The 22,492-nt window shown below is 71.7% G+C and carries 11 protein-coding genes; 3 read left to right on the forward strand and 8 right to left on the reverse strand.

The window, feature by feature from the left end; translation table 11 throughout:
- Window positions 1-59 precede the first annotated feature (59 nt).
- From H2Q94_RS12250 to H2Q94_RS12260, 3 genes are all read left to right on the forward strand, one after another.
- Window positions 60-272, forward strand: coding sequence for a hypothetical protein (locus H2Q94_RS12250; RefSeq protein ID WP_243794757.1), 213 nt, complete (start codon window positions 60-62; stop codon window positions 270-272).
- Between the two features lie 64 nt (window positions 273-336).
- Entirely contained in the window at window positions 337-1,203 is an 867-nt protein-coding gene (locus tag H2Q94_RS12255; protein ID WP_243794758.1) for an HTD2 family dehydratase, read from the forward strand.
- Window positions 1,203-1,697 (forward strand): aldolase/citrate lyase family protein, encoded by a 495-nt coding sequence (locus H2Q94_RS12260; protein ID WP_243795671.1) that lies wholly within the window; start codon window positions 1,203-1,205, stop codon window positions 1,695-1,697. The genes H2Q94_RS12255 and H2Q94_RS12260 overlap by 1 nt, the downstream gene beginning before the upstream one ends.
- 109 nt (window positions 1,698-1,806) lie before the next feature.
- On the opposite strand, the gene H2Q94_RS12265 is transcribed toward H2Q94_RS12260, so the two are convergent.
- The 8 genes from H2Q94_RS12265 to H2Q94_RS30485 form a co-directional block, all read right to left on the reverse strand.
- Window positions 1,807-2,799: a zinc-dependent alcohol dehydrogenase family protein gene (locus tag H2Q94_RS12265; protein ID WP_243794759.1), complete on the reverse strand. Its 993-nt coding sequence runs from the start codon at window positions 2,797-2,799 to the stop codon at window positions 1,807-1,809.
- Window positions 2,800-2,924: 125 nt separating this feature from the next.
- Window positions 2,925-3,293 (reverse strand): nuclear transport factor 2 family protein, encoded by a 369-nt coding sequence (locus H2Q94_RS12270; RefSeq protein ID WP_243794760.1) that lies wholly within the window; start codon window positions 3,291-3,293, stop codon window positions 2,925-2,927.
- A gap of 67 nt (window positions 3,294-3,360) precedes the next feature.
- Entirely contained in the window at window positions 3,361-6,801 is a 3,441-nt protein-coding gene (gene car, locus H2Q94_RS12275; protein WP_243794761.1) for a carboxylic acid reductase, read from the reverse strand.
- Between the two features lie 124 nt (window positions 6,802-6,925).
- On the reverse strand, window positions 6,926-8,122 hold the full coding sequence (locus tag H2Q94_RS12280; protein WP_243794762.1) for a cytochrome P450: 1,197 nt from the start codon (window positions 8,120-8,122) through the stop codon (window positions 6,926-6,928).
- 129 nt (window positions 8,123-8,251) lie between these two features.
- Window positions 8,252-9,037 carry an oxidoreductase gene (locus tag H2Q94_RS12285; RefSeq protein ID WP_243794763.1) on the reverse strand — a complete coding sequence of 262 codons (786 nt, stop codon included), beginning with the start codon at window positions 9,035-9,037 and terminating at the stop codon, window positions 8,252-8,254.
- A 390-nt stretch (window positions 9,038-9,427) separates the two neighbouring features.
- Window positions 9,428-10,519 (reverse strand): NADH:flavin oxidoreductase, encoded by a 1,092-nt coding sequence (locus H2Q94_RS12290; RefSeq protein ID WP_243794764.1) that lies wholly within the window; start codon window positions 10,517-10,519, stop codon window positions 9,428-9,430.
- Between the two features lie 59 nt (window positions 10,520-10,578).
- Window positions 10,579-17,799 (reverse strand): SDR family NAD(P)-dependent oxidoreductase, encoded by a 7,221-nt coding sequence (locus H2Q94_RS30480; protein WP_258718689.1) that lies wholly within the window; start codon window positions 17,797-17,799, stop codon window positions 10,579-10,581.
- The gene (locus H2Q94_RS30485; protein WP_258718690.1) at window positions 17,796-22,448 is read right to left on the reverse strand and encodes an SDR family NAD(P)-dependent oxidoreductase; all 4,653 of its coding nucleotides are present in this window, start codon (window positions 22,446-22,448) and stop codon (window positions 17,796-17,798) included. The genes H2Q94_RS30480 and H2Q94_RS30485 overlap by 4 nt, the downstream gene beginning before the upstream one ends.
- Window positions 22,449-22,492 lie beyond the last annotated feature (44 nt).

A 22,492-nucleotide genomic window follows, 5' to 3' on the forward strand; every position in this document is an offset into this window, starting at 1 on the left:
TCTGAAACAAGCTGTAAGGCCGAAATGTCCCGACCAAGGTCCGCGCGCTGGGGATGGGCTTGTGCCACGCACTGATCACCGCCACGTTCGGCGGCATGACGGAGTGGATCGCGCTGACGCTGAAGCAGGCCGGTGTCGAAGGCGTCTTCTTCTGGTACGTCACAGGTTGCATGGCGCTGTCGTTCACCGTCCGTGAGCCGTCCCGGCAGTCTCAGCTGGACGCCGTCGACGCGGCACCCGAAGAACCGAACTTGCCCCGGATGCAGCCGTAACATTCCGGACCGGTGGGCGAATGCCGCAGCACGCGCCCACCGAACGAGTCTTCTGGAGGATCGCATGCCAATCGGTTCGAGCCCGCTCGGAACCTTCGTGGAGTCCTGGAATCCGGAGCCGCTCATCGACGACGAGGTGCTGTCGGCGGCGCCGGCGGCGGCGTTGTCGGCGCTGCTGGATCAGTTGGAACCCGTCGCCGGAGAAGGAGAGTCATTGCCTCCGCTGTGGCACTGGCTCCACTTCCTGCGGTGGCCGAAGCAGAACGAGCTGGGCGAGGACGGTCACCCGAGAAAAGGGCACTTCCTGCCCCCGATCCCGGACCGGCAGCGGATGTTCGCCGGTGGCCGCTGCGAAATCGTCGAGCCGCTGAGCATCGGCGCGCGCACCGAACGGGCGAGCAGCATCGCCGACGTCGCGGTCAAGCAGGGGAGGACCGGCGAGATGGTGTTCGTGACCCAGCGCAACGAGTTCCGCCAGCACGGGCGCACTCGTCTGGTCGAGGAGCAGGACATCGTCTACCGATCCGGCCGGAGCGCGGGCGATCATCCTGCTGCGGTGGACACTTCGGCGGCACCGCGACCGGACGGGGCCTGGCAGCTGGGGGCGCAGCCCGATTCGGCGCTGCTGTTCCGATTCAGCGCGCTGACCGCGAACGCGCATCGCATCCACTACGACAGCCCGTACGTGCGGGACGAGGAGGGCTACCCGGGGCTCGTCGTGCACGGCCCGTTGCTGGCGGTGCTGATGCTTGAGCTGGTTCGGCGCAACGAGCCGCGCCGAGTGCGCTCGCTGTCGTTTCGGCTGCGCAGCCCCATTTTCGCAGGGGAGCACCTCGTCGTGTCCGGTGATCCTTCGCCCGACGGGGCCGTGCTGCAGGTCGCGACGCACCGCAACGCCCGGCACGCCACCGCCGAGGTGACCTTCGCGTGATGCTGACTCGCGATCGGAGCACCACCGCCCGCAGCTTCCTGTTCGTGCCCGGCCACCGGCCCGACCGCTTCGACAAGGCCGTCGCATCAGGTGCCGACGTGGTGATCGTCGACCTCGAAGACGCCGTCGCAGAGGACGACCAGGTCCGTGCGCGCGGCCACGTCTCGGAATGGCTGGAGCGGGGCAACGTCGCGCTCGTGCGCCTCAACTCTTTCGGAACGCCCTGGTTCGAGGCCGATCTCGAGAGCGATGCGGCACGGCTGCCCGATCATGGTCCCCAAGGCCGATTCCGCCGCCGCGCTCGCCGGCCTCGGACGTCGCACTGCCGGAAAGTGCGACCTGGTGGCGCTGGTCGAGACACGCCGCCGGATTCGAACGGGCCAACGAGTTGTGCGCCACGGCCGGAGTCGTCCGCCTCGCTTCAGCAACATGTTCGGGGCTCTCAGCCACCAGCGTGCGGACTTCCCAAGGTCCGTAGCAAGACACGCCGGTAGCACGGTGGAAATGGGTGGCGGGTCCCGCGATCACGGTGGTGCGCCGGTGCCCGGGGTCGGCGAATGCGTGCGCCGCAACCGGGGTCGGGGCGCGGCCGCCCCGTCCGGGTCAGCGCGGTACGCGGACGACGATCTTGCCCAGCTGGGTGTTGGACTCCAGGTGCTCGTGGGCGGCGACGATGTCGTCGAGGTCGAAGATTTCGCTGATCACCGGCTTGAGCACGCCGGTCTCCAGGCCGTGGCGGATGAATTCGATGGCGGCGGCGAGCTTGGCCGCGATGGCGGTGGTCTCGATCAGGACGTAGCCGCGCACGGTGAGCTTCTTGCCGAGCACGTCCCCGACCGGGAGCGGGGTCTGCTCGGCCGCCAGCGCGCCGTAGATCACCGCGATTCCCCCGGCGGCCATCGCGGCGGTCAGATCGGCGAATCCCGGCCCACCGACCGGATCGAACACGACGCGAGCGCCCTGGCCGCCGGTCAACCGGTGCACTTCCGCGGCCACCTGCTGTTCGCCGGTGACGATGACCTCGGCGGCTCCGGCGTCCAGGAGAGCCTGGCGCTTGCCGCTGCCGCGGGTCAGCGCGATCGGGCGGGCGCCGAGCGCGTTGCAGATCTGGATCGCCGCGATGCCGACGCTGCTGGAGGCCGCCGGGATCAGCACCGGGTCGTGCTCGCCGATCCCGGCGATGTCGACCAGTCCGCCGTATGCGGTCGTGAACATCATCCAGGCGGCCGCCGCTTCCGCCCAGGACAACCCGGACGGGTGCGCGATCACGGCGTGCGCCGGGGCCAGCACCGATTCGCCGTGCAGCGCGTAGTCGTTCACGCCGAACGCCGGGATCACGCTGACCGCGTCGCCCGGCCCGACGTGGCGCACGTCCTCGCCGACCGCGCGCACGATTCCCGCCGCCTCGTAACCGATCCCGGCCGGTAGCACGGGTTCCTCGTACTGGCCGGCGCGGAACGCCGCCTCGGCGCGGTTGAGGCCGAGCGCGCGGGTTTCGATCAGCACTTCAGCGCGCCCGGGAACCGGGGTGGCCACCTCGTCGAGCTGGAGCACTTCCGGCCCCCCTACCTGGTGGAAACGGGCGAGACGCGGCATCGGGACGTTCCTTCCTGAACACCGGGCGGTGTCGTGCGGCGGGTTCGCGAGCAGGTCGGCTGTCGCGGCGAGTCCTGGAATTCCGTGCCACGGAGGGGAATCGTGCCCGTGGCGTGGACCGGCGGTCAGGCCGGATCGGCGGGAACCGCGTAGCCGTACTCCTCGATCCGGTCGATGAGGCCGTCGGCGAAGCGGAAGTACACGGCGGCGTTGACCTGGTTGTGCGTCCCGTCGGCCAGCGCCACGTGCAGCACGTGCTGCTGCAGCACCTCGTCCGCCTTCTCGAACCGGCGGAGCACCTCGTAGCGCAGCGAATCGACGCCCGCGACGAAGGACTTGAACTGCACCATCCGGTCCTCGATGGTCTGCTCGCCGTTGCCGTCGTTCTCCCACAACGTGCACCCGCTGGTGCACATCGCCCGGAAACCGGTGAAGTCGTAGGACTCCAGGAGTCGCAGGCCCGACTCCACCTTCTCGCTGATGTTCTGCTCCACGGTGTTGCTTCCTCTGCTTCTCGTTGGACGGTGGCGAACGGTTGTCCTCGCCGTGGCGGGAGATCTGCTAGAGCAGTTCGAGCCGGCGCAGATCGGTGACGTACTTGCGGATGAGGTCCGCCGACAGGTGCGGGATGTCCTCGTCCGGACCGGCCGCGCGCACGGCGGCGTGGAACCGCTCGGCGGGCAGTGCCGAGCCGGGCACGCCGTCGGCCGGTTGCGCGAGGGCGTCCAGCAACGGCAGCACCGAGTGCCGGCGCTGCTGCTCCGGCAGGGCACGCAGCGCGGTCGTGGTGCGGGCCAACCAGTCGTCGTAGTCCGCGATCCGCTGGATCGGATGGCCGTCCTCGATGAGCCAGTCGACGAAGGTGTCCAGCGAGACGGCGTCGTCGTGCGGGTTCAGCACGTTGAAGGTCCGGCAGCCCTCGGCCGCCTGCGCGCCGAGCTCGGTGATCGCCGCGGCGGTGAAGTCGACCGGCAGGCCGTCGTAGTGCGCGCGTTCGCCGGACCGGTAGAACGAGGCGGGCGCGATGCCGGTGGCGACCAGGCTCAGCAGCAGGCGGGTGAACATGTCCGGCACGTTCAGCTGCCCGCGGTAGGTGCGGTGCGCCAGGATCATGTCCGAGCGGAACGCGGCGCTCGGCAGGCCGCACAGGTCGTGCGCCTCCCGCAGCAGCACTTCGCCGGCCCACTTGCTCGTGGCGTAACCGCCGGCGTAGCTCTCGTCGAGCCGCCGAACCGGGTTGGTGCTGCGGATGTCGGCGTCCTCGTCGAGCGCCCCGTCCGCGGCACCGCCGGCCACCGCGGCGGTGGACAGGAACGTGACGGGCTTGAGCCGCTTGGTCAGCGCCAACCGGATCAGCTCGGCCGTGCCCGCGACGTTGGGGCCGAACAGCTGGCCGTAGGGCAGCACGTGGTTGACCAGGGCGGCCGGGTGGACGATCAGGTCCACGGTGTCGGCGAGCCTGCTGAACGCGTCCCCGTCCAGGCCCAGCTGCGGTTCGCCGATGTCCCCGGCGAGCACTTCCAATGTCCCGTCGGCCAGTTCCCGGTAGCGCCGGAGCAGTTCGGCGTCGCCGCTGTCGAACGCCGCCTCCAGCCGCTCGGCCGCGGCCGCCGCATCGCTGCCGCGTACCAGGCAGATCAGCTTGCCGCCCGCGGGTGCCAGCCGCTCCAGCCATTCCAGGCACAGGAACCGGCCGAGGTAGCCGTTGGCGCCGGTCAGCAGGACGTTGCGCACGAGACCGTCGGGGCGGGGCAGCGCCGGGGCGGCGGCGAGCGTGCCGGCGTCGATGAACTCGTCCAGGGTGAGGTCGGCGGCCCGGACCTCCGAGCTGTGCTCCCCGTGCACGGCGGCGAACGTGGGCCGCTTCCCCCCGGACTCGCGTTCCGCCTCGATGTAGCGCGCCAGCCGCGCGAGGTCGCAGGCCGGGCTGATGACGACCCCGACCGGCACCTCGATGTCGAAGATCTCCCGCATCAGCTCGGAGAACGACAGCGCGGACAGCGAATCCCCGCCCAGGTCGGTGAAGTGCGCCGCGGCGCTGAGGTCGGTGTCCGCGCAGCCCAGCAGCGCGCGGGCGGCCGAGCTGACCGTCTCCAGCACCGGCCGGTCCCGCCCGGTCCGCCGCAGCTCGCGCAGCTGCTCGAACTGCGCACCGGCGAGTTCGGCGTAGCGCTGTTCCAGGGCCGCGCCGTAGCGCTCCTTCAGCTTGGGGCGCAACGGTTTGTGGCTGTCGGACAGCAGCCCGTTGGCGGCGCTGAACGGCTCGGTCTCGATCAGGAAGTCGCGCGGGATCTCGTAGGAGTTGAGCTCGGCCTCCTTGGCGACCTGCTGCAACGACTCGGCGATCAGCGCCTTGAGCGCTCCGGCGTCCGCACCGGCCGTCGCAGGGGAGTCCTCCGGCACCACCACCGCGAGCAGGTAGGGGCGTTCGCCGTTGCCGTACACGAAGATCTGCCGCACGAGCGGGCTGGCGACGAAGATCGTCTCCAGGCGGGAAACGGCCACGAACTCGCCCTGGGACAGCTTCAGGACGTCCTTGGTGCGGTCGACGAACACCAGCTGGTCGGGGCCGACCTCGGCCATGACGTCGCCGGTCCGGTAATAGCCGTCCGCGTCGAAGATCTCGGCGGTGACCTCGGGCCGCTTGTAGTACCCGGGGATGATCGTGTCGGTCTTGAGCAGCAGTTCCCCGCGCGGATGCGGCGAATCGGTGCGGAAATAGCCGAGCTCGGGGACGTCGGCCAGCTTGTAGTCGATCACCGGCGGGCGCTGCACCACCGAGTCGAGCAGCACCCCGCCCGCTTCGGTGGAGCCGTACCCGAGGTGCACCTCGAGCTGCAGGCAGGATTCGGCGAACGCCTTCATCTCGGCCGACAGCGGGGCGCTGGCGACCATCGCCTTGGCGACCCGTCCGCCCAGGAAGTTCTCCCGCAGGTCCGCCTTGACCGCGGTGTCCAGGTCGCCAGGCTCCCCGGCCCGCCGGTCCAGTTCGGCCTGGTAGCGCTGGAAGAGCATGTCGCACACCCGCGGCACCATCGTCAGCTCGGTGGGGCGGACCAGCGAGATGTCTTCCAGCAGGGTGGACAGGTCGCTGCTGGCGGTGAAGTAGCCGACGCCGCCGCGAGCCAGCGAGGTCATCACCGAGTAGCGGCCCGCGAGGTGGCTCTGCGGCATGTAGTGCACGCCGATCACCGGCACGTCTGCCGAGCCGTAGGTGAACCCGTACCAGGCGGTTCCGACCAGCTTCTGCGTGTACATGGCCCCCTTGGGGGAGCCGGTGCTGCCGGAGGTGTAGATGATCAGGGCGAGTTCGTCCTCGCCCTGCTCGGGGGTGTGCAGCGGCGCGGGCGGCAGGTCGGCTCCGTGGTCGACGAGCGCGGCCAGCGGGTCGAGCAGCACCGGGCTGCCCGCCTCGGCCAGCCGCCACCGGGCGGATTCGAAGGCGTCGTCGTGTTCGGGGACGTCCGGGCGGTGGTCGAACACGATCACGCGCTGGATCGAGGACCCGGCGAGCACGGCTTCGACCGCGGTGTCCAGGTGCTCGACGCTCGCGGCGAGGACGTTCGGCTCGGTCTCCGCGATGATCGGGTTCAGCTGGGACAGCGGCGCGCTGGTTTGCAGCGGCACCGAGACGAGTCCCGAGTGGACGCACGCGAGGTCGAGCGTCACGTAGTCGATGCTGCTGAAGCCCAGGAAGCAGACCCGGTCGCCTGCGCTCAGCGGATGCCGCGGGTCGTGGTACCACTTGCCGGCGACCGCCCGGATTCGCGCCCACAGCTCGCGGTAGCTGATGGTGTCGAACCGCGGCAGCAGCCGCGTCGTCGCCGGTTCCTTCGCCCGTTCGCCGAGGGCCGGGCGATCCCCGTAGCCCTCCAGGAGGGCCGCCATGACCTCGGCGAGTCCCTTGCCGGAACCGTGCTCCGCGACGGCCGCCATGACCTCGGCGATTCCTTCGCCGGAATCATGCACCGCTGCGGTGATCCCCTCCAGTGCTTCGGCCATGATCAACCCTTTCGTAACGTTCCGGTGCGCTGGCGAGCAAAGGGACCGGACACTTCGATTGCTTTCGTCGGCCGGTGGCGCGGGCCGCGTCGGGCAGGTGGGCGACCGCGCCACCTGCCGGGGTTCACCAGCTGACCGGCAGTTCGTGCAGCCCGCGGATGAGGCGGTCGGTCCGCCAGGACAGCTCGTCGACCGGCGCTGCCAAGCGCAGCTGCGGCAGTCGGCGGACCAGCGTTTCGAGCACGATCCGCAGCTCCATCCGGGCCAGCTGCGCGCCGAGGCAGTGGTGCACGCCGTGCCCGAAGGTGACGTGCGGGACCGACCCGCGGTGGATGTTGATCACGTCGGGTTCGTCGAACACCTCGGGATCGCGGTTGGCCACGCCCAATTCGCAGACCACCGCCTCACCGGCGCGCACGGTCGTGCCGCCCAGCTCCAGGTCCTCGGTGGCGATGCGGGTGAAGCCGGCGGTGGCGCTGTTCGAGATGAACCGCGAGAGCTCTTCGACCGCACCGGGGATCAGGCCGGGTTCGGCGATCAGCTCCTGCCAGAGGCCGGGGTGGTTCAGCAGCGTGTAGACGAAGTTGCCGAGCTGGTTGGCGGTCGCCTCGTGACCGGCCGAGAGCAGGCTGACCCCGATGCTGATCAGGTCGTCGTCGCCGAGCCGGTCCTCCTCGTCGGCGATGTTGACCAGCGCGGACAGCAGATCACCGGTCGGCGTCGCGCGGCGTTCGGCGATCAGACCGGCGAGGTATTCGTTGAGGTGCTCGCGGGCCTGCGCCGACTGGGCCGGATCGGAGAAGATCAGCAAGCGGTCCACCCAGACGGTGAACCGGTCGCGGTCGTTGATGGGCACGCCGAGCAGTTCGCACATCACCGTGATCGGCAGCGACCAGGTCAGCGCCTTGGCCAGATCGGCAGGCGGCCCCGCGGCGATCATGGTGTCGAGCAGGTCGTCCAGGATCTCCTGGGCGCGCGGGCGGAGCTCTTCCACCCGGCGGACCGTGAACACCTTGGCCACCGGGCGCCGCAACCTGCTGTGCTGCGGCGGATCCATGCTCAGCATCGAGGTGCCCGGCAACCCGGCGGCGACCGTGCGCGGCACGTCCGGTCCCACCGCGGCGGCACGGCTGAACCGGGGATCGGCCAGCACCGTCCGGACGTCCGCGTGCCGCGTGACCAACCAGGCGTCCCCGCCGTAGGGCAGGCTCACCCGCAGCACCGGTTGTTCGCCGCGCAGCTCGGTCAGCTTCGCGTCCACGTTGAGTCGATCGGCCGGGCCGAACGGGTAGGCCGGCACCTCTTCCCCTGTCGCCGTCATCGTGTCAGTCCTTCCGGCCCCGGCGAGCGGTTGCCTGTCGATAATCGGTGGGTGCACCGGCAGCGTCAGCGGTGCTGCCGGGCTGGTGGCGGCGCGGCGCCGGGCGCACCGCCCGGCTGCCCCCGCAGGTCACGTGGCGCTCTTGCCGCCGTCGATGACGAGGTTGCTGCCGGTGATCCACGAGGCGCGCTCCGAGACCATGAAGGTCACCGCGTCGGCGATGTCTTGCGAGCGGCCGATCCGCCCGAGCGGGACCTCGGCGGCCCAGTCCGTCTCCTCGGCCGCTGCCGGGTCCTGGCCGAGGTATTCGACGATCTTGTCGCGCGCCTCGTCCGCGCCCGGTGTCTCGACGTTGCCCGGGCACAGCGACACGACGCGGATGCCGTCCGGTGCGAGCTCGACCGCGAGGCCCTTGTTGTAGACCTCCAGCGCGGCCTTGGCCGCCGCGTAGTGCAGGATCATCGGGTAGGACGAGATCGTCGCGGTGGACGACATGTGCACGATGACCCCGCCGCCCGCCTCGCGCATGGACGGGACGAGTGCGGCGTTGACCCGCACCGCGGACAGGAAGTTGACGTCCATCGTGTGCTGCCAGTCGTTCTCGATGTCCAGCGCGCTCTGGAAGGCGCGGCATCCACCGGCGCAGTTCACGACGATGTCCACGCCGCCGAGGATGCTCAGCGCGGTGTCCGCGAACTCGCGCACGCCTTCGGTGGTGCTGAGGTCGGCAGGCACGAACTTGGACGCGGCGGGCGTCTCGTCGGTCGACTTGCGGGCGGCGGTGATCACGGTGGCGCCGGCGTCGAGCAGGTTCTGCGCGATCGCGGCGCCGATGCCGCGGCTGCCGCCGGTCACCACGGCTCGCTTGCCGTCGAGTTCGTGCGGAAGCATCGTCTTGGGGCGGTTCTGGCTCAACTCGGGCTCCACTTCTGCTTTCGGCCCGGCAACCCCGCGCGTGGCACGAACCGGCAGCGGGACTGCGATTCGGAGTTGGCTCTGCGCGCAATTCGAGCGCGGTGCGCGGGGTTTCCGGGGCAATTTTCGGTGATCTGTTCATTGCGGTCAAGACAAATCCGGGCCGCTCGCCAGAACTGGAGATCCGCCCCGATTTTCGCGAGCGCCATCGCGGGACCGCTGCTATCAGCGAGGCCGGGATATCGGATGCAGGATTGCGCGGAAACGGCGGCTACCGCGCAATTCCGGGCATTCCTTCAGATTGGTCGAGCGAGCACGCGAGTAATTGCTGTGAGTAGTCCGATCTCCGTGCGGCAGGAGCGCGAGCGGTCGAGTTCGCGGCGGTGCGAATCAGTCCAGGGTGGCCAGCATCGACGGGTCGTAGGCCACGATGCCGGTCAGCTCGCCGCGCAGCGCCTTCGCCGCCCAGTCCGGATTGGACAGCAGCGTCCTGCCCACCGCGACGAGGTCGAACTCGTTGCGCTCCAAGCGTTCCAGCAGCTGCTCGATGCCGGTCACGCCGGCCTGCTGCGAGTAGCCCTCGGCCAGGCCACCGCCCTCGCCGAACTGCTGGTCCAGGCCGACCGAGCCGACCGTGACGGTGGGCTTGCCGGTCAGCTTGCGCGCCCAGCCGGCGAGGTTCAGCTCGCTGCCGTCGAACTCGGGCAGCCAGTAGCGGCGGGTGGAGGCGTGGAAGGCGTCGACCCCGGCGTCGGCCAGCGGGGTCAGCAGCGCCGCCAGCTCGTCCGGGTCGTCGGCGATGCGGGCGTCGTAGTTGTTCAGCTTCCACTGCGAAAGCCGGAAGAACACGGGGAATCCCGGGCTGACCGCCGCGCGGACGGCCTGCACGACCTCGGTGGCGAAGCGGGCGCGGGAGGCCGGATCGCCGCCGTAGCGGTCGGTGCGCCGGTTGGTGCGGCTCCACAGGAAGTCGTCGATCAGGTAGCCGTGCGCGCCGTGCAGCTCGACGCCGTCGAACCCGATCCGCTCCGCGGCCGCGGCGGCTTCCGCGAAGGCGGCCACCGTGCCGTCGATGTCCTGCTGGGTCATGGCCTTCCCGTTCGGGGTGCCGTCGAGCCCGAGCCCGGACGGGCCTTCCGCGGGCGGTTCGGCGTCGGCGCGCGTGACGCCGGTGTGCCACAGCTGCGGAATGATCTTGCCGCCCGCCTGGTGCACCTGCTCGGCCACCTGCGCCCAGCCGGCCAGAGCCCGCTCGCCGTGAAAGTGCGGCACGCCGTCGTGCTCCTGGGCGGCGGCGCGGTTGATGTAGGTGCCCTCGGTGATGATCAGACCGACCTGGTTGGCCGCCCGGCGGGCGTAGTAATCCGCCACGTTCCGGCCCGGCACGCCGCCCGGGGACTGCATTCTGGTCATCGGGGCCATCGCGATCCGGTTCGGCAATCGCAGATCGCCCACGGCGAACGGTTCGTCCAGGCTGGCCATCTTTCCTCCCGGCTTGTCAGTGCTCACTTGATTATCTCGAATGGGGGTCGTGGAAATAATTAGTCCTGCGCGTTCAACTCGTTCCGGATGAGCGCGTACCACTCGTCGGCCATTCGGCGGGCCGTGCCGTCGTCGAACACGTTCCGGTCGTATTTGAGGAACACCCTGTACCCCGCGCCGTCCCGGTAGGACTCCGCGGAAAGCACGTGTTCGCCCGGGTACGGCAGGTCGTCGAAGGCCCGCAGATCCAGCTCGCCGGGACCGGCCGCCGCGTCGTTGGTGAGCAGGTCGGCGCCGTCGAAGTTCTGGAACAGGAAGTTCGTCCGCACCAGCGGTTCGTCCCCGGCTCCCAGCGCGCGGCCGATCTCCAGTGCCGGGTAGGCGCCGTGCTCGATGCCGGCGAGCACCTTGCGCTGCACCGCCTTGAGCCGCTCCGGGAAGCTGCCGGTCACCGCACTGCGGATCGGCAGGCAGTTCGCGAACTGGCCCACCACGTCCTGGAACCGCTCCTCGTAGCGGGCGGCCGCGGTCATGCCGGTGAGCACGTCGGGCTGCCCGGTGATCCGGTGCAGGAACGACACCCACGTCGTGAACAGCGCGGTCGCCAGGCTTACCCGGTTCTCCCGCGCCGTGCCGGCGAGTGCGGTCACCAGCTCCGGCGGCAGGTTGATCGTCGCCACGCCCATCCGCGGCATCCGCTTCGGGTCGTGCGGTCGGTCGTAGGGCAGCGCCGGAACCGGACGCGGTCCGGCCAGTTCGCGCAGCCAGTAGTCGCGGTGCTGCTGCGCCCGGGCGCCGGTGAGCGATTCCTGTTCCCACGCCACGAACTCTCCGTAGCCGGCGCGGTGCGGGCTTCCCGCACCCCGGTAGGCGTCCTTGAGCGTGCGGATCAGGACCGCGGTCGAGGTGCCGTCCAGCAGGAGGTGGTGCGCGGTGATCAGCAGCAGTTTCCGCTGCCCGGCCAGCGAAACCAGGTGCGCGCGCACCAGCGGGCCGGTCGCCAGGTCGAACGGGACGTCGACCAGTGCGCGCAGCTCGGCCAGTTGCGCCGCACGTGCGGTGGCCGCGATGTCGATCCGGTCGAGCGACGGGGTCCGGGCCGGGTCGACGTCCATGTGCGGCACCCCGTCCCGCTCGCCGAACACCGCGCCCAGCACCGGGTGCAGCCGGCTCTGCGCGCGGATCGCCCGTTCCAGGGCGGCCTCGTCGAGGTCGCCGTGGATCTCGAACAGCAGCGGGAGGTTGTAGGTGGTCGACTCCCCCCAGCGCAGGTGGTCCCGGTAGATGCTCAGCTGGCTGCGCGAGAGGTTCCACCGTTCCCCCGTGGCGCCCGCGAAGTGGGCGCACAGGCCGTCGACGGATGCGGCGTCGAACAGCAGCGCGGGGGAGACGTCGTCGCCGAACTCCGGGCGCAGCGCGTTGACGAGCTGGAGGACGAGGATCGAGTCCAGGCCGTAGTCGGTCAGCGGGGCCGCGGTGTCGATCCGGTCGGCCGGGATGTCCAGGACCGCGGCGGCTTTCGCGACGATGCGCGCGGACACGTCCGACTCCGCCGGTTGAGCGGAACTCGTCTGGTGGCCCGGATTCGCCTGCGAGGCGGAGCCGATCTGCTGGACCGGATTCGCCTGCGGGACCGGGCGCTGGGCCGGGCTGATCTCCTGGGCCGGGTTCAGGTGCCGGACGGCGCCGCTCCGGGCCGTCTCCGGACCGGCGGGCCGGAGGCGATCGAGGAGTGCGCGGACCTCGCTGCCACCGGATTCGAGCAGGTGCCCGGCGAGGCCGTCCACCGATTCGACGTCGAACAACAGCGTCGGCGAGACCTCGTCCAGGTCTTCCCGGAGCACGTTCACCAGCTGCAGCACCAGGATCGAGTCCAGCCCGTAGTCCACCAGCGGCGCCGACGGGTCGATCTTGTCGGCCGCGATCTCCAGCGTGTCCGCGGCCCGCTGCCGCAAGTACCCCGCCAGCAGCTCGGCGGCACCCGAATCCGGAGCGGGAACTCCGGCTGCCGGGGCGGAAGCCGCTGCCGAGATCGGTTGTGCCGCGGGTGCGGACCGTACCGGCGCGGCAGGGCTCGGCGCGGCCTGGGTCGACGCAGCGGACCTCGGCTCGGCGACCGGAGTGCCGACGACCGGCGCGACCGGCCTCGGCTCGGCAGCGCTCGGCGCGTCGGCGAGCGGGCTCGCGGCAACCCGCGTGGACGCGGCACGGGCCGTCCCGGCCGCGGCCGAGGTGGCGGCGAGCGGGCTGGTGGCGACCGGCGAGGGCTCGGCCGCACGCGAGGCGAGCGGACCGACCGCGGGCCGGGGCGCCGCCGCCGGGGGCTTCTCGCCACTGGTGAGCTGCTGCCGCCCGATCCCGTCGCTCTCGGCGGCGATGATCTGCTGCCCCAGCGCGAGCGCCTCCGGCAGCACGAACACCACCGCCGGGAACCCCTCGCCTTCGAGGACGTTGTGCCAGCTCTCCGGCGAGAGCGCGGGAGAACCCGGCACGCGCAGCGTCTTGTCCTCGAACAGCCACCAGCCTTCGAGCAGCCCGAAGGTCAGGTGCGTGAACACGTCGAACGCCGCGAGCTCGTTGAGCAGCAGCCACCCGCCGTCGCGCATCGCGGCCTTGGCGTTGCGCAGCGTGTTGCGGGTGTCGCGGGTGGCGTGCAGGACGTTCGCCGCGATCACCAGGTCGTAGCCGCCGGGCTCGATCCCCTGGCCCGCCAACGGCTTTTCGGCGTTGAACAGCTTCGGGTCCAGGTACGGCACGTCGGGTCCGTACTCCGCGCGGGCGTGGTTGAGGAACGCTTTCGACAGGTCGGTGTAGGTGTAGGTCTCGATGTTGTCCTGGTACGGCTTCAGCGCGGCGAACATGCCGGCGCTGGTGCCGCCGGTGCCCGCCCCGATCTCCAGGATGCGCAGCCGCGCGCCCGGGTCCTGGCGCACCCGTTCCGAGACGATGCTCAGCGCGGCGTCGCACATCGCCCGGTTGAACGCGTCGGCCATGCGGTTGTTCCGGTAGCAGCCCTCGACGAGCTCGACCGACCCGCGCGGGAACAGCACGTCGGTGGCCCTGGTGCGGCCGGTCAGGATCGCGGGCAGTTCGGCGAGGGTCGCGTCGACGAGCCGCAGTTCCGCCGCCTTGTCCGGGTCCTGCGACCACTCGGCGCAGCGCTGCTTCCACTCGCGGGTGATCTCCGCCAGCGGCGGGGCCGATTCCGGCATCACGCGCAGCGCGTGCTCGAGCCACGTCGAGTACTGCTCCAGGATGCCTGCGCGTTCGCGCAGCGTCGCGAGCTCGGTGTGCGCGGCGTCGCGGGCGATGCCGAGCTCCTCGAAGTGCGCGCGGATCACCCTGGCCAGCAGCGGATCGCGCTCGTCGGTGCGCCACCGGGCGATCGACTCCAGCACCGCCCCGTCGCCGAGCGCGCCGCGCGAACGGATCACGGCGGGGTCGACGTGGTCGCGGGCGCGGGCGTAGGCGGCGGTCCGGGTCCCGAGGTCGACGACGTCCAGCGCGTCGGGTGCGGCCAGCTTCACGAAGCCGAGCTGCGGCTGCGGGCCGGCGAACAGCTCGTCGAGCGCCGCCATCCCTTCCGGCGGCTCGATCGAGTCCAGGCCCCACTGCCGCATGCGCCGGGTGAAGAACTCGGCGGAAACGCTGCCGGTGCTGCCCCACCAGCCCCAGTTCAGCACCTTCACCGGGCAGCTCCAGTGCTGCGCCAGGTGGTGCGCGTAGGAGTCGGCGAAGGTGCAGCCGGCCGCGTAGTTGCTCTGCCCCGCCGCGGGCGTGAACGACTGCAACGAGGAGAAGAACAGCGCGAAGTCGAGCGGTTCACCGGCGAAGACCTCTGCCATCGCGGTGCTCGCGGCCACCTTCGCGCCGAGGCTCGCGCGGAAGGTGTCCTCGTCCATCCGGGCCAAGGTCTGATCGCGCAGCACCAGCGCGGCCTGGATGACGCCGTTGACCTGCCCGCAGCGGGCCGTGATCTCCGCGCGGGCGCGGTGCAGCGATGCGGGGTCCGTGGCGTCGGCGGCGATGTAGTGCACCTCGCCGGGGATGCCGGCCAGCTTCGCCTCGATCTCGGCGTCCCGGTCCCGGCGGCCGAGCCACACCACGGTCGCGCCGTAGTGCTCGACGACGTGCCGGGTCCAGGCCACCCCCAGGCCGCCGGCGCCGCCGATCACGACGTACACCCCGCCGGGCCGGTAGGTCGCGGCGGGCACGGCCGCCGCCGGCTCGGTCGGCGCGAGACGCCGGCGCAGCCACTGGCCGGAGCGCTGCACCCAGACCTCGTCCCGCGCGGGCAGCGCGGCCACCTCCGCGGGCCACTCGGCGTCGGCCACGTCCGCGCGGCGGACCGCCCAGTTCGCGTATTCGCGGCCCAGCGAGCCGAACAGCCCGTGCAATCCCGCGTGGGCGGGCTCGATCCGCTCACCGGCGTGCGTCGGGAGGCCGCGCTGCGTGAGCAGCGTGATGCCCAGCTCTCGCGCGTCGTAGCCCGCCCGCAGCAGCGACTTGATCATGCGGAAGGCCGCGATCACGCCGGTCTCCTGCGCGGCGGCGAAGCCCTGCGCGTCGGTCGGCCGCAGCTGCTGCTCCGGTGCGATCCAGAGCAGGTGGTCGATGGCCTCGATCGCGGACAGCGCCTCGGCGATCTCCTCGATCGACGCGGTGGCCGGGAGGTTCCAGCTCATGGCCGCGGGGAAGTCGCGGGCGATCGCGGTGCGCTGCTGGGCGGTCCCGCCGACCACGAGCACCCGGTCTTGCCGGGTGGGCACCGGCGATCCGAGCTCTGCTGGCGCGATCGCGTCCCAAACCGGCTCGAACATCGCCGGGGACGGCTCCTGCGCGCGGCGCGCGGTGTAACCGGTCATGCGCACGCGGACGTTGCCGCCGCTGTCGGCGACATCGATGTCGAGCCTGCTCAGCGGGCCGGGCTTCGCGGCGTCCCTGGTGCGGACCACCGCCCACATCGAGTCCGTGCACGGCCCGAAGATCTCCAGGCGGTCGAGCGCGAACGGCACCGCGGTCTCCCGAGCGACAGCGCCGTCTGCGAGTTCCTGCGCGGCGGCGCTCTCGGCGAGTTGCAGCGCCATCGACGCCTGCACCGCGGAGTCCAGCAGCGCCGGGTCGAGCACCGCCCGGCCACCGGCCGGGGCGTCCAGCTTCGCGAGCACGGTGCCCGCGCCGACCTGGGTGCCGCCGATCGCGCGCAGCGCGGGGCCGTGCGCGATGCCCATCGCGCCGAGCGCTTCGCGGATGCGCTCCGCGGACACCGGTGTCGGGCAGTTCGCGCGCAGCGCGGACAGGTCGAGCGGCGCCGGGGGAGCGGTGTCCGAGCGGGCGATCCGGCCCTCGCAGCACACGCCGCGTTCGGGGGTGGCGACCTCGAAGGCGATTTCGCCGCTGCGCAACGGATTCGCGGTGATCTCGGCGGTCACCGGTCCGGCCTCGACGACCAGCGGCTGCACCCACGTGACGTTGCGCAGCAGCAGCGGCGTCGCGGCGTCCACCCCGAGCGCCGACGTCCCGAGCTCCCGGGCCATCTCCAGGTAGGCCACGCCCGGCAGGACGCGCCGGCCGTGCACGGTGTGATCGCGGATGTGCGGCTCAGCGCCGGTCAGCGTCGCCGTGGCCCGCAGGGCGCCCGGTTCGGCCGGTATCGGTGCGGGCGCGCTGAGCATCGGTTCCGCGGTCCGGGTCGCCTCGGCTGAGCGAGTTGCTGCGGCGGACCCAGCCTCCGGGGTCGCCGGAGCTGGACGAGTCGCCGGAACGGACTGTGCGGCCGGAACGGACTGTGCGGCCGGAACGGACTGTGCGGCCGGAACGGACTGTGCGGCCGGAACGGACTGTGCGGCCGAAGCCGACTGTGCGGCCGGAACGGACTGTGCAGCAGGAACGGACTGCGTCGCCGCCGCGGCGGTCTCCTGCGGAGCCGATGCCGCCCGCTCCGGCCAGTACCGCTCCCGGGCGAACGGATAGTGCGGCAGCGGCACCCGCAGGTGCGCGCCCGCGGGGAACGCCTGGGTGTAGTCCAGCGCGGCACCGCCGACGAACAGCTCGGCGAGCACGCCGAGATCCGCGCGCAGCTCGATCTCGGAAGCCGAAGCGCTGCAGCGGCGCAGGCTCTCCGCACCGCGCCGCGCAGCGTCGGAACCGCCGCCCCGGCTCGATTTCCGCCCGCTGACGGCACGGGCCGAACCGACGCCCTCGTCGAGCACCCCGACGAGCTCGTCGACATCCCGCACGACGCAGGCGAAGCGGTGCTCGAAGTGCTCGCGCCCCACGGTGAGCGTGTAGGCGAGGTCGCCGCAGTCCACCGCCGGCTCCCGGCGGCAGTGCGCCGCCAGCCGCGCCAGCTGCGCGGCGAGCTGTTCCGGCGACCGGGCGGAGAGCACCACCAGGTATGCCGCCCGCGGCGCGCGATGTACGCGGCGCGCGGCCGGTGCCTCTTCCAGTACCAGGTGCGCGTTGGTGCCGCTGGCGCCGAAGGAGCTCACGATGCCGCTGCGCGGTGCGTCCAGCGGCGCTTCCCACTTGTGCGTGCGCGTGCTCAGGTAGAACGGGCTGCCGTCGAGCGGGATCGCCGTGTTCGCCTGCTCGAAGTGCAGCGAGGCCGGGATCTGCTCGTGCCGCATGCCGAGCAGGATCTTGAACACGCCCGCCACGCCCGCGGCGAACTGGCTGTGGCCGAGGTTCGTCTTGATCGACCCGACCGCGCAGTACCCGGATTTGTCGGTGCCCGCGCGGAACGCGCGGTTCAGCGCCTGGAATTCGATCGGATCGCCGAGGCTGGTGCCGGTGCCGTGCGCCTCTACCAGCTGGATCTTGTCGACGTCCACGTCGAACGACTCGTAGACCTCGCGCAGCAGGCTCTCCTGGGAACGCGAGCTCGGCGCCGTGATCCCGTTGGTCGCGCCGTCCTGGTTGACACCGGTACCGCGGATCACGCCGTGGATGTGGTCGCCGTCGTCCAGCGCGTCCGCCAGCCGCTTGAGCACCAGCACTCCGACGCCCTCACCCGGCACGAAACCGTCCGCGCGGTGGTCGAACGTGTAGCAGTGCCCGGTCGGCGAGAGCATTCCGGCGCGGCCGGCGAGCCGGTACAGCCGCGGCGTGGACTGCAGGAAGACCCCGCCCGCCAGCGCCATCGAGGTCTCGCCGGACCACAGGTCCTTGCACGCCAGGTCGACCGCCACCAGCGAGCTGGAGCACGACGTGTCCACGGCGATCGCCGGGCCTTTGAGATCGAGGAAGTAGGACACCCGGCTCGGGATGACCGAGGTCATGTTGCCCCACAGGGTTTGCGCGGGGAGTCCTGATCGAGCAGGCCCTGGTAGTCCCCGGCCCACGCCCCGACGTAGACGCCGCAGCGCCGCCGGCCCATCCGCCCCGCGTATCCGGCGTTCTCCAGGGCCTTCCAGGACTCCTCCAGCAGCAGCCGCTGCTGCGGGTCCATGATCGCGGCCTCGACCCCGGAGATGTTGAAGAACAGCGGGTCGAACTCGTCGATGCGGTCCAGGAAGCTGCCGTGCGCGCAGCGCGGGTTGCCGTCCTCGTCCGTGGTCGGCAGGTCCCAGCGGGTTGCGCGGGTGACCAGGTCGTCACCGGCGGCGAGGTGGTCCCAGAGCTCGTCGAGGTCGGCCGAGCCGGCGAAGCGGCCGCTCATCCCGACGATCGCGATCGGGCTCCGGTCGCGCGGCCGGTCCTGACCCTGCTGCCGTGGTGCTGAGGTGGTCTGCGCGATCGGCGCGACGACGGGTTCGGTGCGCGGTTCGCCGCGGTGGACCGGAGCTGCGGGAGTGCTCGGGTCGGCGGGGCTGATCGGCTCGGCGGCGCGGGCCGGCTCGGCCGGTCGGACCGGCTCGGCCGGAATCACCGGCACGGCCGGAATCGGTGGCTCGGCGGGAATCGCGGGCTCGGGCGCGGTGCCCTCGGTGAGCCGGATGTCGGCGCCGTGCTCGGCGAGCAGGTGCTCGACCAGCCGGTTCGCGGAGCTGAAGTCGTAGAGGACGTTGGTGGACAGCTCCAGCGACAGCGCGTCGTTGAGCTCGTGCACCACGCGCACGCCGAGGATCGAGTCCAGGCCGTAGTCGGCGAACGCGTGCGCGCCGTCGATCTCCTCGGTGTGCATCGCCAGCGCCCGCGCGAGCTTCTCCCGCACCAGGCGCGGAACCTCCTCGTCGAGCGGGACCTGCGGCTGCGGTGTCGGGGCCACTTCGGGGCTCATCTCCTGCGGCGAGGTGGTGTTCGGGGTCGGCTCGGCGGTCCGCGGTACTTCGGCAGGCCGAAGGGCCTGCGCGGCACGCGGCCTTTCGGCGGCGCTGGAAAGCTCAGCTGCACTGGAAAGCTCGGCAGCACCGGGCACTTCGGCAGCACCGGGCGCCGAAACGGCGCTGGACGCAGCAAGAGCGCCGGGCGTTCCAGCGGCGACGGCGTTTCCCGCAACGACGGGGAATTCGGAACCCCGCGTGGTGGCGGCGGGCACCGCGCGCCGGTCGTCGGCCGGTTCGAGGTCACCGATCCAGAACCGGTCGCGGGCGAACGGGTAGGTCGGCAGCGAGATCAGCCGGGGCGTTCCCCCAGCGTGCAACGAACTCCAGTCCAGCCGCACCCCGTCGACCCACAGCGCAGCGATCTTGGCGAGCTTGCCCGCGGCCGCCCAGCGGGCGACCAGCAGCTCGCGTAGGTCGTCGTCCTCGGCGATGGCCGCGAGCGCACCTTCCGCGCGGCCGGCGGAGCCGCGGTGCACGCCGGGCTCCTCCGCTCCCTCGTCCAGCGAGGAGCGCAGCAGCCGCCGCAATTCCGAAGTGGACGATGCCACCACGGCCAGGCGCTCCGCCATCGCCTCGCGCCCGATCTGCAGGGTGTGCGCCAGCTCCACCAGGTCCGGCTCCGAGCCGTCGAGCAGCGTCAGCAGCCGCTCGGTCGAGCGCCGGAGCTGTGCCGGAGTCCGCGCGGAGAGCACGACGAGCTGATCGTCGGGCCGGCCCGGCTCGAGCCGGCCGGTTCGGACTTGCCCGCCGGACCGCACCCGACCGGCGGGCCGGGCGGGTTCGGCCACGTGCTCCTCGATGATCACGTGCGCGTTCGAGCCGCCCGCGCCGAACGAGGACACCGCGGCGATCCGCGGCCGCTCGGACTCCCACGCGGCCGATTCGCGCTGCACGAAGAACGGGGTCCGCTCGAACGCGATGTTCGGGTTCGGCTCCTCGGCGTGCAGGCTCGGGGCGAGCCGCCGGTGCCGCAGCTGGAGCACCGCCTTGGTCAGGCCCGCGATGCCCGCGGCCGCCTCCAAGTGCCCGATCCCGGACTTCACCGAGCTGATCGCGCAGAACCCGCGATCAGCGGTGTCCTGTTCGAAGGCGCTGGTCAGGCCCTTGATCTCGATCGGATCGCCGAGTTCGGTCCCGGTGCCGTGCGCCTCGACGCAGCCGACGTCGCGAGCCGATACCCCGGCCCGCCGCAACGCATCGCGGACCAGCTCGGCCTGCGCGCCCGGGTTGGGCACGGTGTAGCCGTTGGCGCTGCCGCCGTGGTTGATGCTGCTGCCACGGATCACCGCCTCGACGCGGTCGCCGTCGGCCAGCGCCCGCGACAGCGGCTTGAGCAGCACCGCGCCGACGCCCTCACCGGGCACGAACCCGTCGCCACCGGCGCCGAAGCTGCGGCACCGGGCATCCGTGGACAGCATCTTCGAGCGGCACAGCTCGATGTAGTCCTGCGGGTGGGCGTAGACGTTCACGCCACCGGCGATGGCCAGCTCGCAGCTGCCGTGGCGCAGGTGCTCGCACGCCTCGTGGATCGCGGTCAGCGAGGCCGAGCACATCGTGTCCACGGTCAGGCTCGGCCCGCGCAGGTCCAGGAAGTACGAGGCCCGCGCGCTCAGCGAGGCGAACGACAGCCCGGGCAGCACCGCCTCCCCGGAGGGCAGCCGGCCCGCGCCGTGCCGGGCGTGGCCGGACTTGGTGACCCCGGCGAACACCCCGACGTTGCGGGAGTGCGCGCCGGCGAGCCGTTCGCGGGTGTAGCCGGCGTCTTCCAGGACTTCCCAGGACGCCTGCAGGAACAGGCGTTCCTGGGGGTCCATGGCGTAGGCGTCGCGGGGCGCGATCTGGAAGAACCGCGGGTCGAAGTCGGCGAACCCGGTCAGGAAACCGCCCCACTTGCTGTAGCTGCGGCCGGTGGCGATCGCGGTCTTCTGGTCCGGCTCGTAGAAGCCGTCGAGGCTCCAGCGGTCGGCGGGTATCTCGCCGATGCAGTCCCGCCCGGCGGTCAGGTTCTCCCAGAACCGGGCGATGTTCTCGGCCTGCGGGTAGCGGCCGCTGAGGCCGATGATCGCGATCGGCTCGTCGGTGGATCGCGGCCGGTCCTGCTGGGCGGGTTGCGGCACGCGGGCCGTCATCGGTGCCGATTTCGCCGCGGGGAGCGGGTTTTCGGCCGGGTCCGGGTGCTGAGCTGATGGGTTCCCGGCCTGGTCCGGATTTCGCGCTGCCACCGGGTGTTGCGCGGCGGAGCGCTGCACCGGCTCGTCCTGCGGGCGGTGCCCGGTCCAGGCGATCGCTTCGGCGGTGTGCTCGTCGGCGAGGTGCGCGGCCACCTCGCGCAGCGTCGTGAACTCGTAGAACACCGTCTTGGACAGCTCGCCGAAGGCGGCGGCCAGTTCCTTGTTCAGCTGCACCACCATGATCGAGTCCAGGCCCATCGCGGCGAACGGTTCGTCGGCGTCGACGGTGCTGGTCGGCAGCTTCGTCGCGGCGGCGAACAGTTCGACCAGCCGCCGCAACGCGGCGCGGTGCAACGCGCCGTCGCTGCTGGGCCGCTGCGCGGTGGCCGCGACCGTCCGGCCCGAGCCGCCCGGAATCCGGGACAGGTCGCCGTGGTGCACCCACACCTGCTCCGCGCCGAGCTGCCAGGCCCGGTCGAGCGCGGCGAGCCCGTCGGCGGAGTTCATCGGCGCCAGGCCGCGGCTCTGCCACAGCTTCGCCCGCGCGGCATCGTCGACGGTCATGCCGCCGTCGCGCCACAGCGGCCACGCGATCGAGAGCGTGCGACCGGGCCGCCCAGCTGCGCGGCTCGCCGCGAAGGCGTCCAGGAACGCGTTGGCCGCGGCGTAGTCGGCCTGCCCGGGATTTCCGGTGATGGCCGCGCCGGAGGAGAAGGTCAGCAGGAACTCCAGCGGCAACGCGGCGGTCGCCCGGTCCAGGTGCACCAGGCCGCCGACCTTCGGGGCGAGGACCTCGTCCCACTCCTCGGCGGTCTTGTTCGCCAGCGCGGCGTCGCGGATCACCCCGGCGGAGTGCAGCACGCCGTGCAGCGCGCCGGCCTGCTCGCGCACCGAATCGACCAGGTGCCGGGTTTCCTCCCAGCGCGAGACGTCGGCTTGCCGGTATTCGGCGCGGGCACCGGCGGCGCGGAGCTCGCCGAGCAGCGCATCGACCTCGGCGCCCGGGGCCGAGCGGCCCGCGAGGAACAGGGCCGGAGCGGTCACCGCGCCGGCGATGTGCCGGGCGACGATGGCACCGATTCCGCGCGCGCCGCCGGTGATGAGGTACACGCCGTTGTCGCGCCACGGAGATTCCGGCTGTGCGGCGGAGTTTTCGGCCTGCCAGGTGCGCACGTGGCGCGCGCCGTCGCGGTAGAGCAGCAGGTCGTCGCTGCTCGTCGCGTCGTCGGCCAGCGCGGCCGCCACCGCGTCCCCGGTGGCTCCGGCGGGCATGCCGATGACCTGCCCGCTGATCCGCGGGTTCTCCAGCGCCGCAGTGCGCAGCAGCCCGGCCAGCGCCAGCCCGGTCCGGTCGTCCGAAGTGGACGGCACGACGACCTGCACGAGGGTGGAGCTCATTCCCGGTTCCAGGTCGCGCACGATCTCGAAGACCTGGCGGGACAGCTCGGTGAACCTTGTGTCCGCGCGGGACTTTCCGGTGCTGACGGGCACGCAGCGCGCGTCAGGGGCGAGCCGCTGGACGTCCCGCGGGCGAG

It is taken from the genome of Saccharopolyspora gloriosae, assembly GCF_022828475.1.
In the GTDB taxonomy this organism is placed as follows: Bacteria; Actinomycetota; Actinomycetes; order Mycobacteriales; family Pseudonocardiaceae; genus Saccharopolyspora_C; species Saccharopolyspora_C gloriosae_A.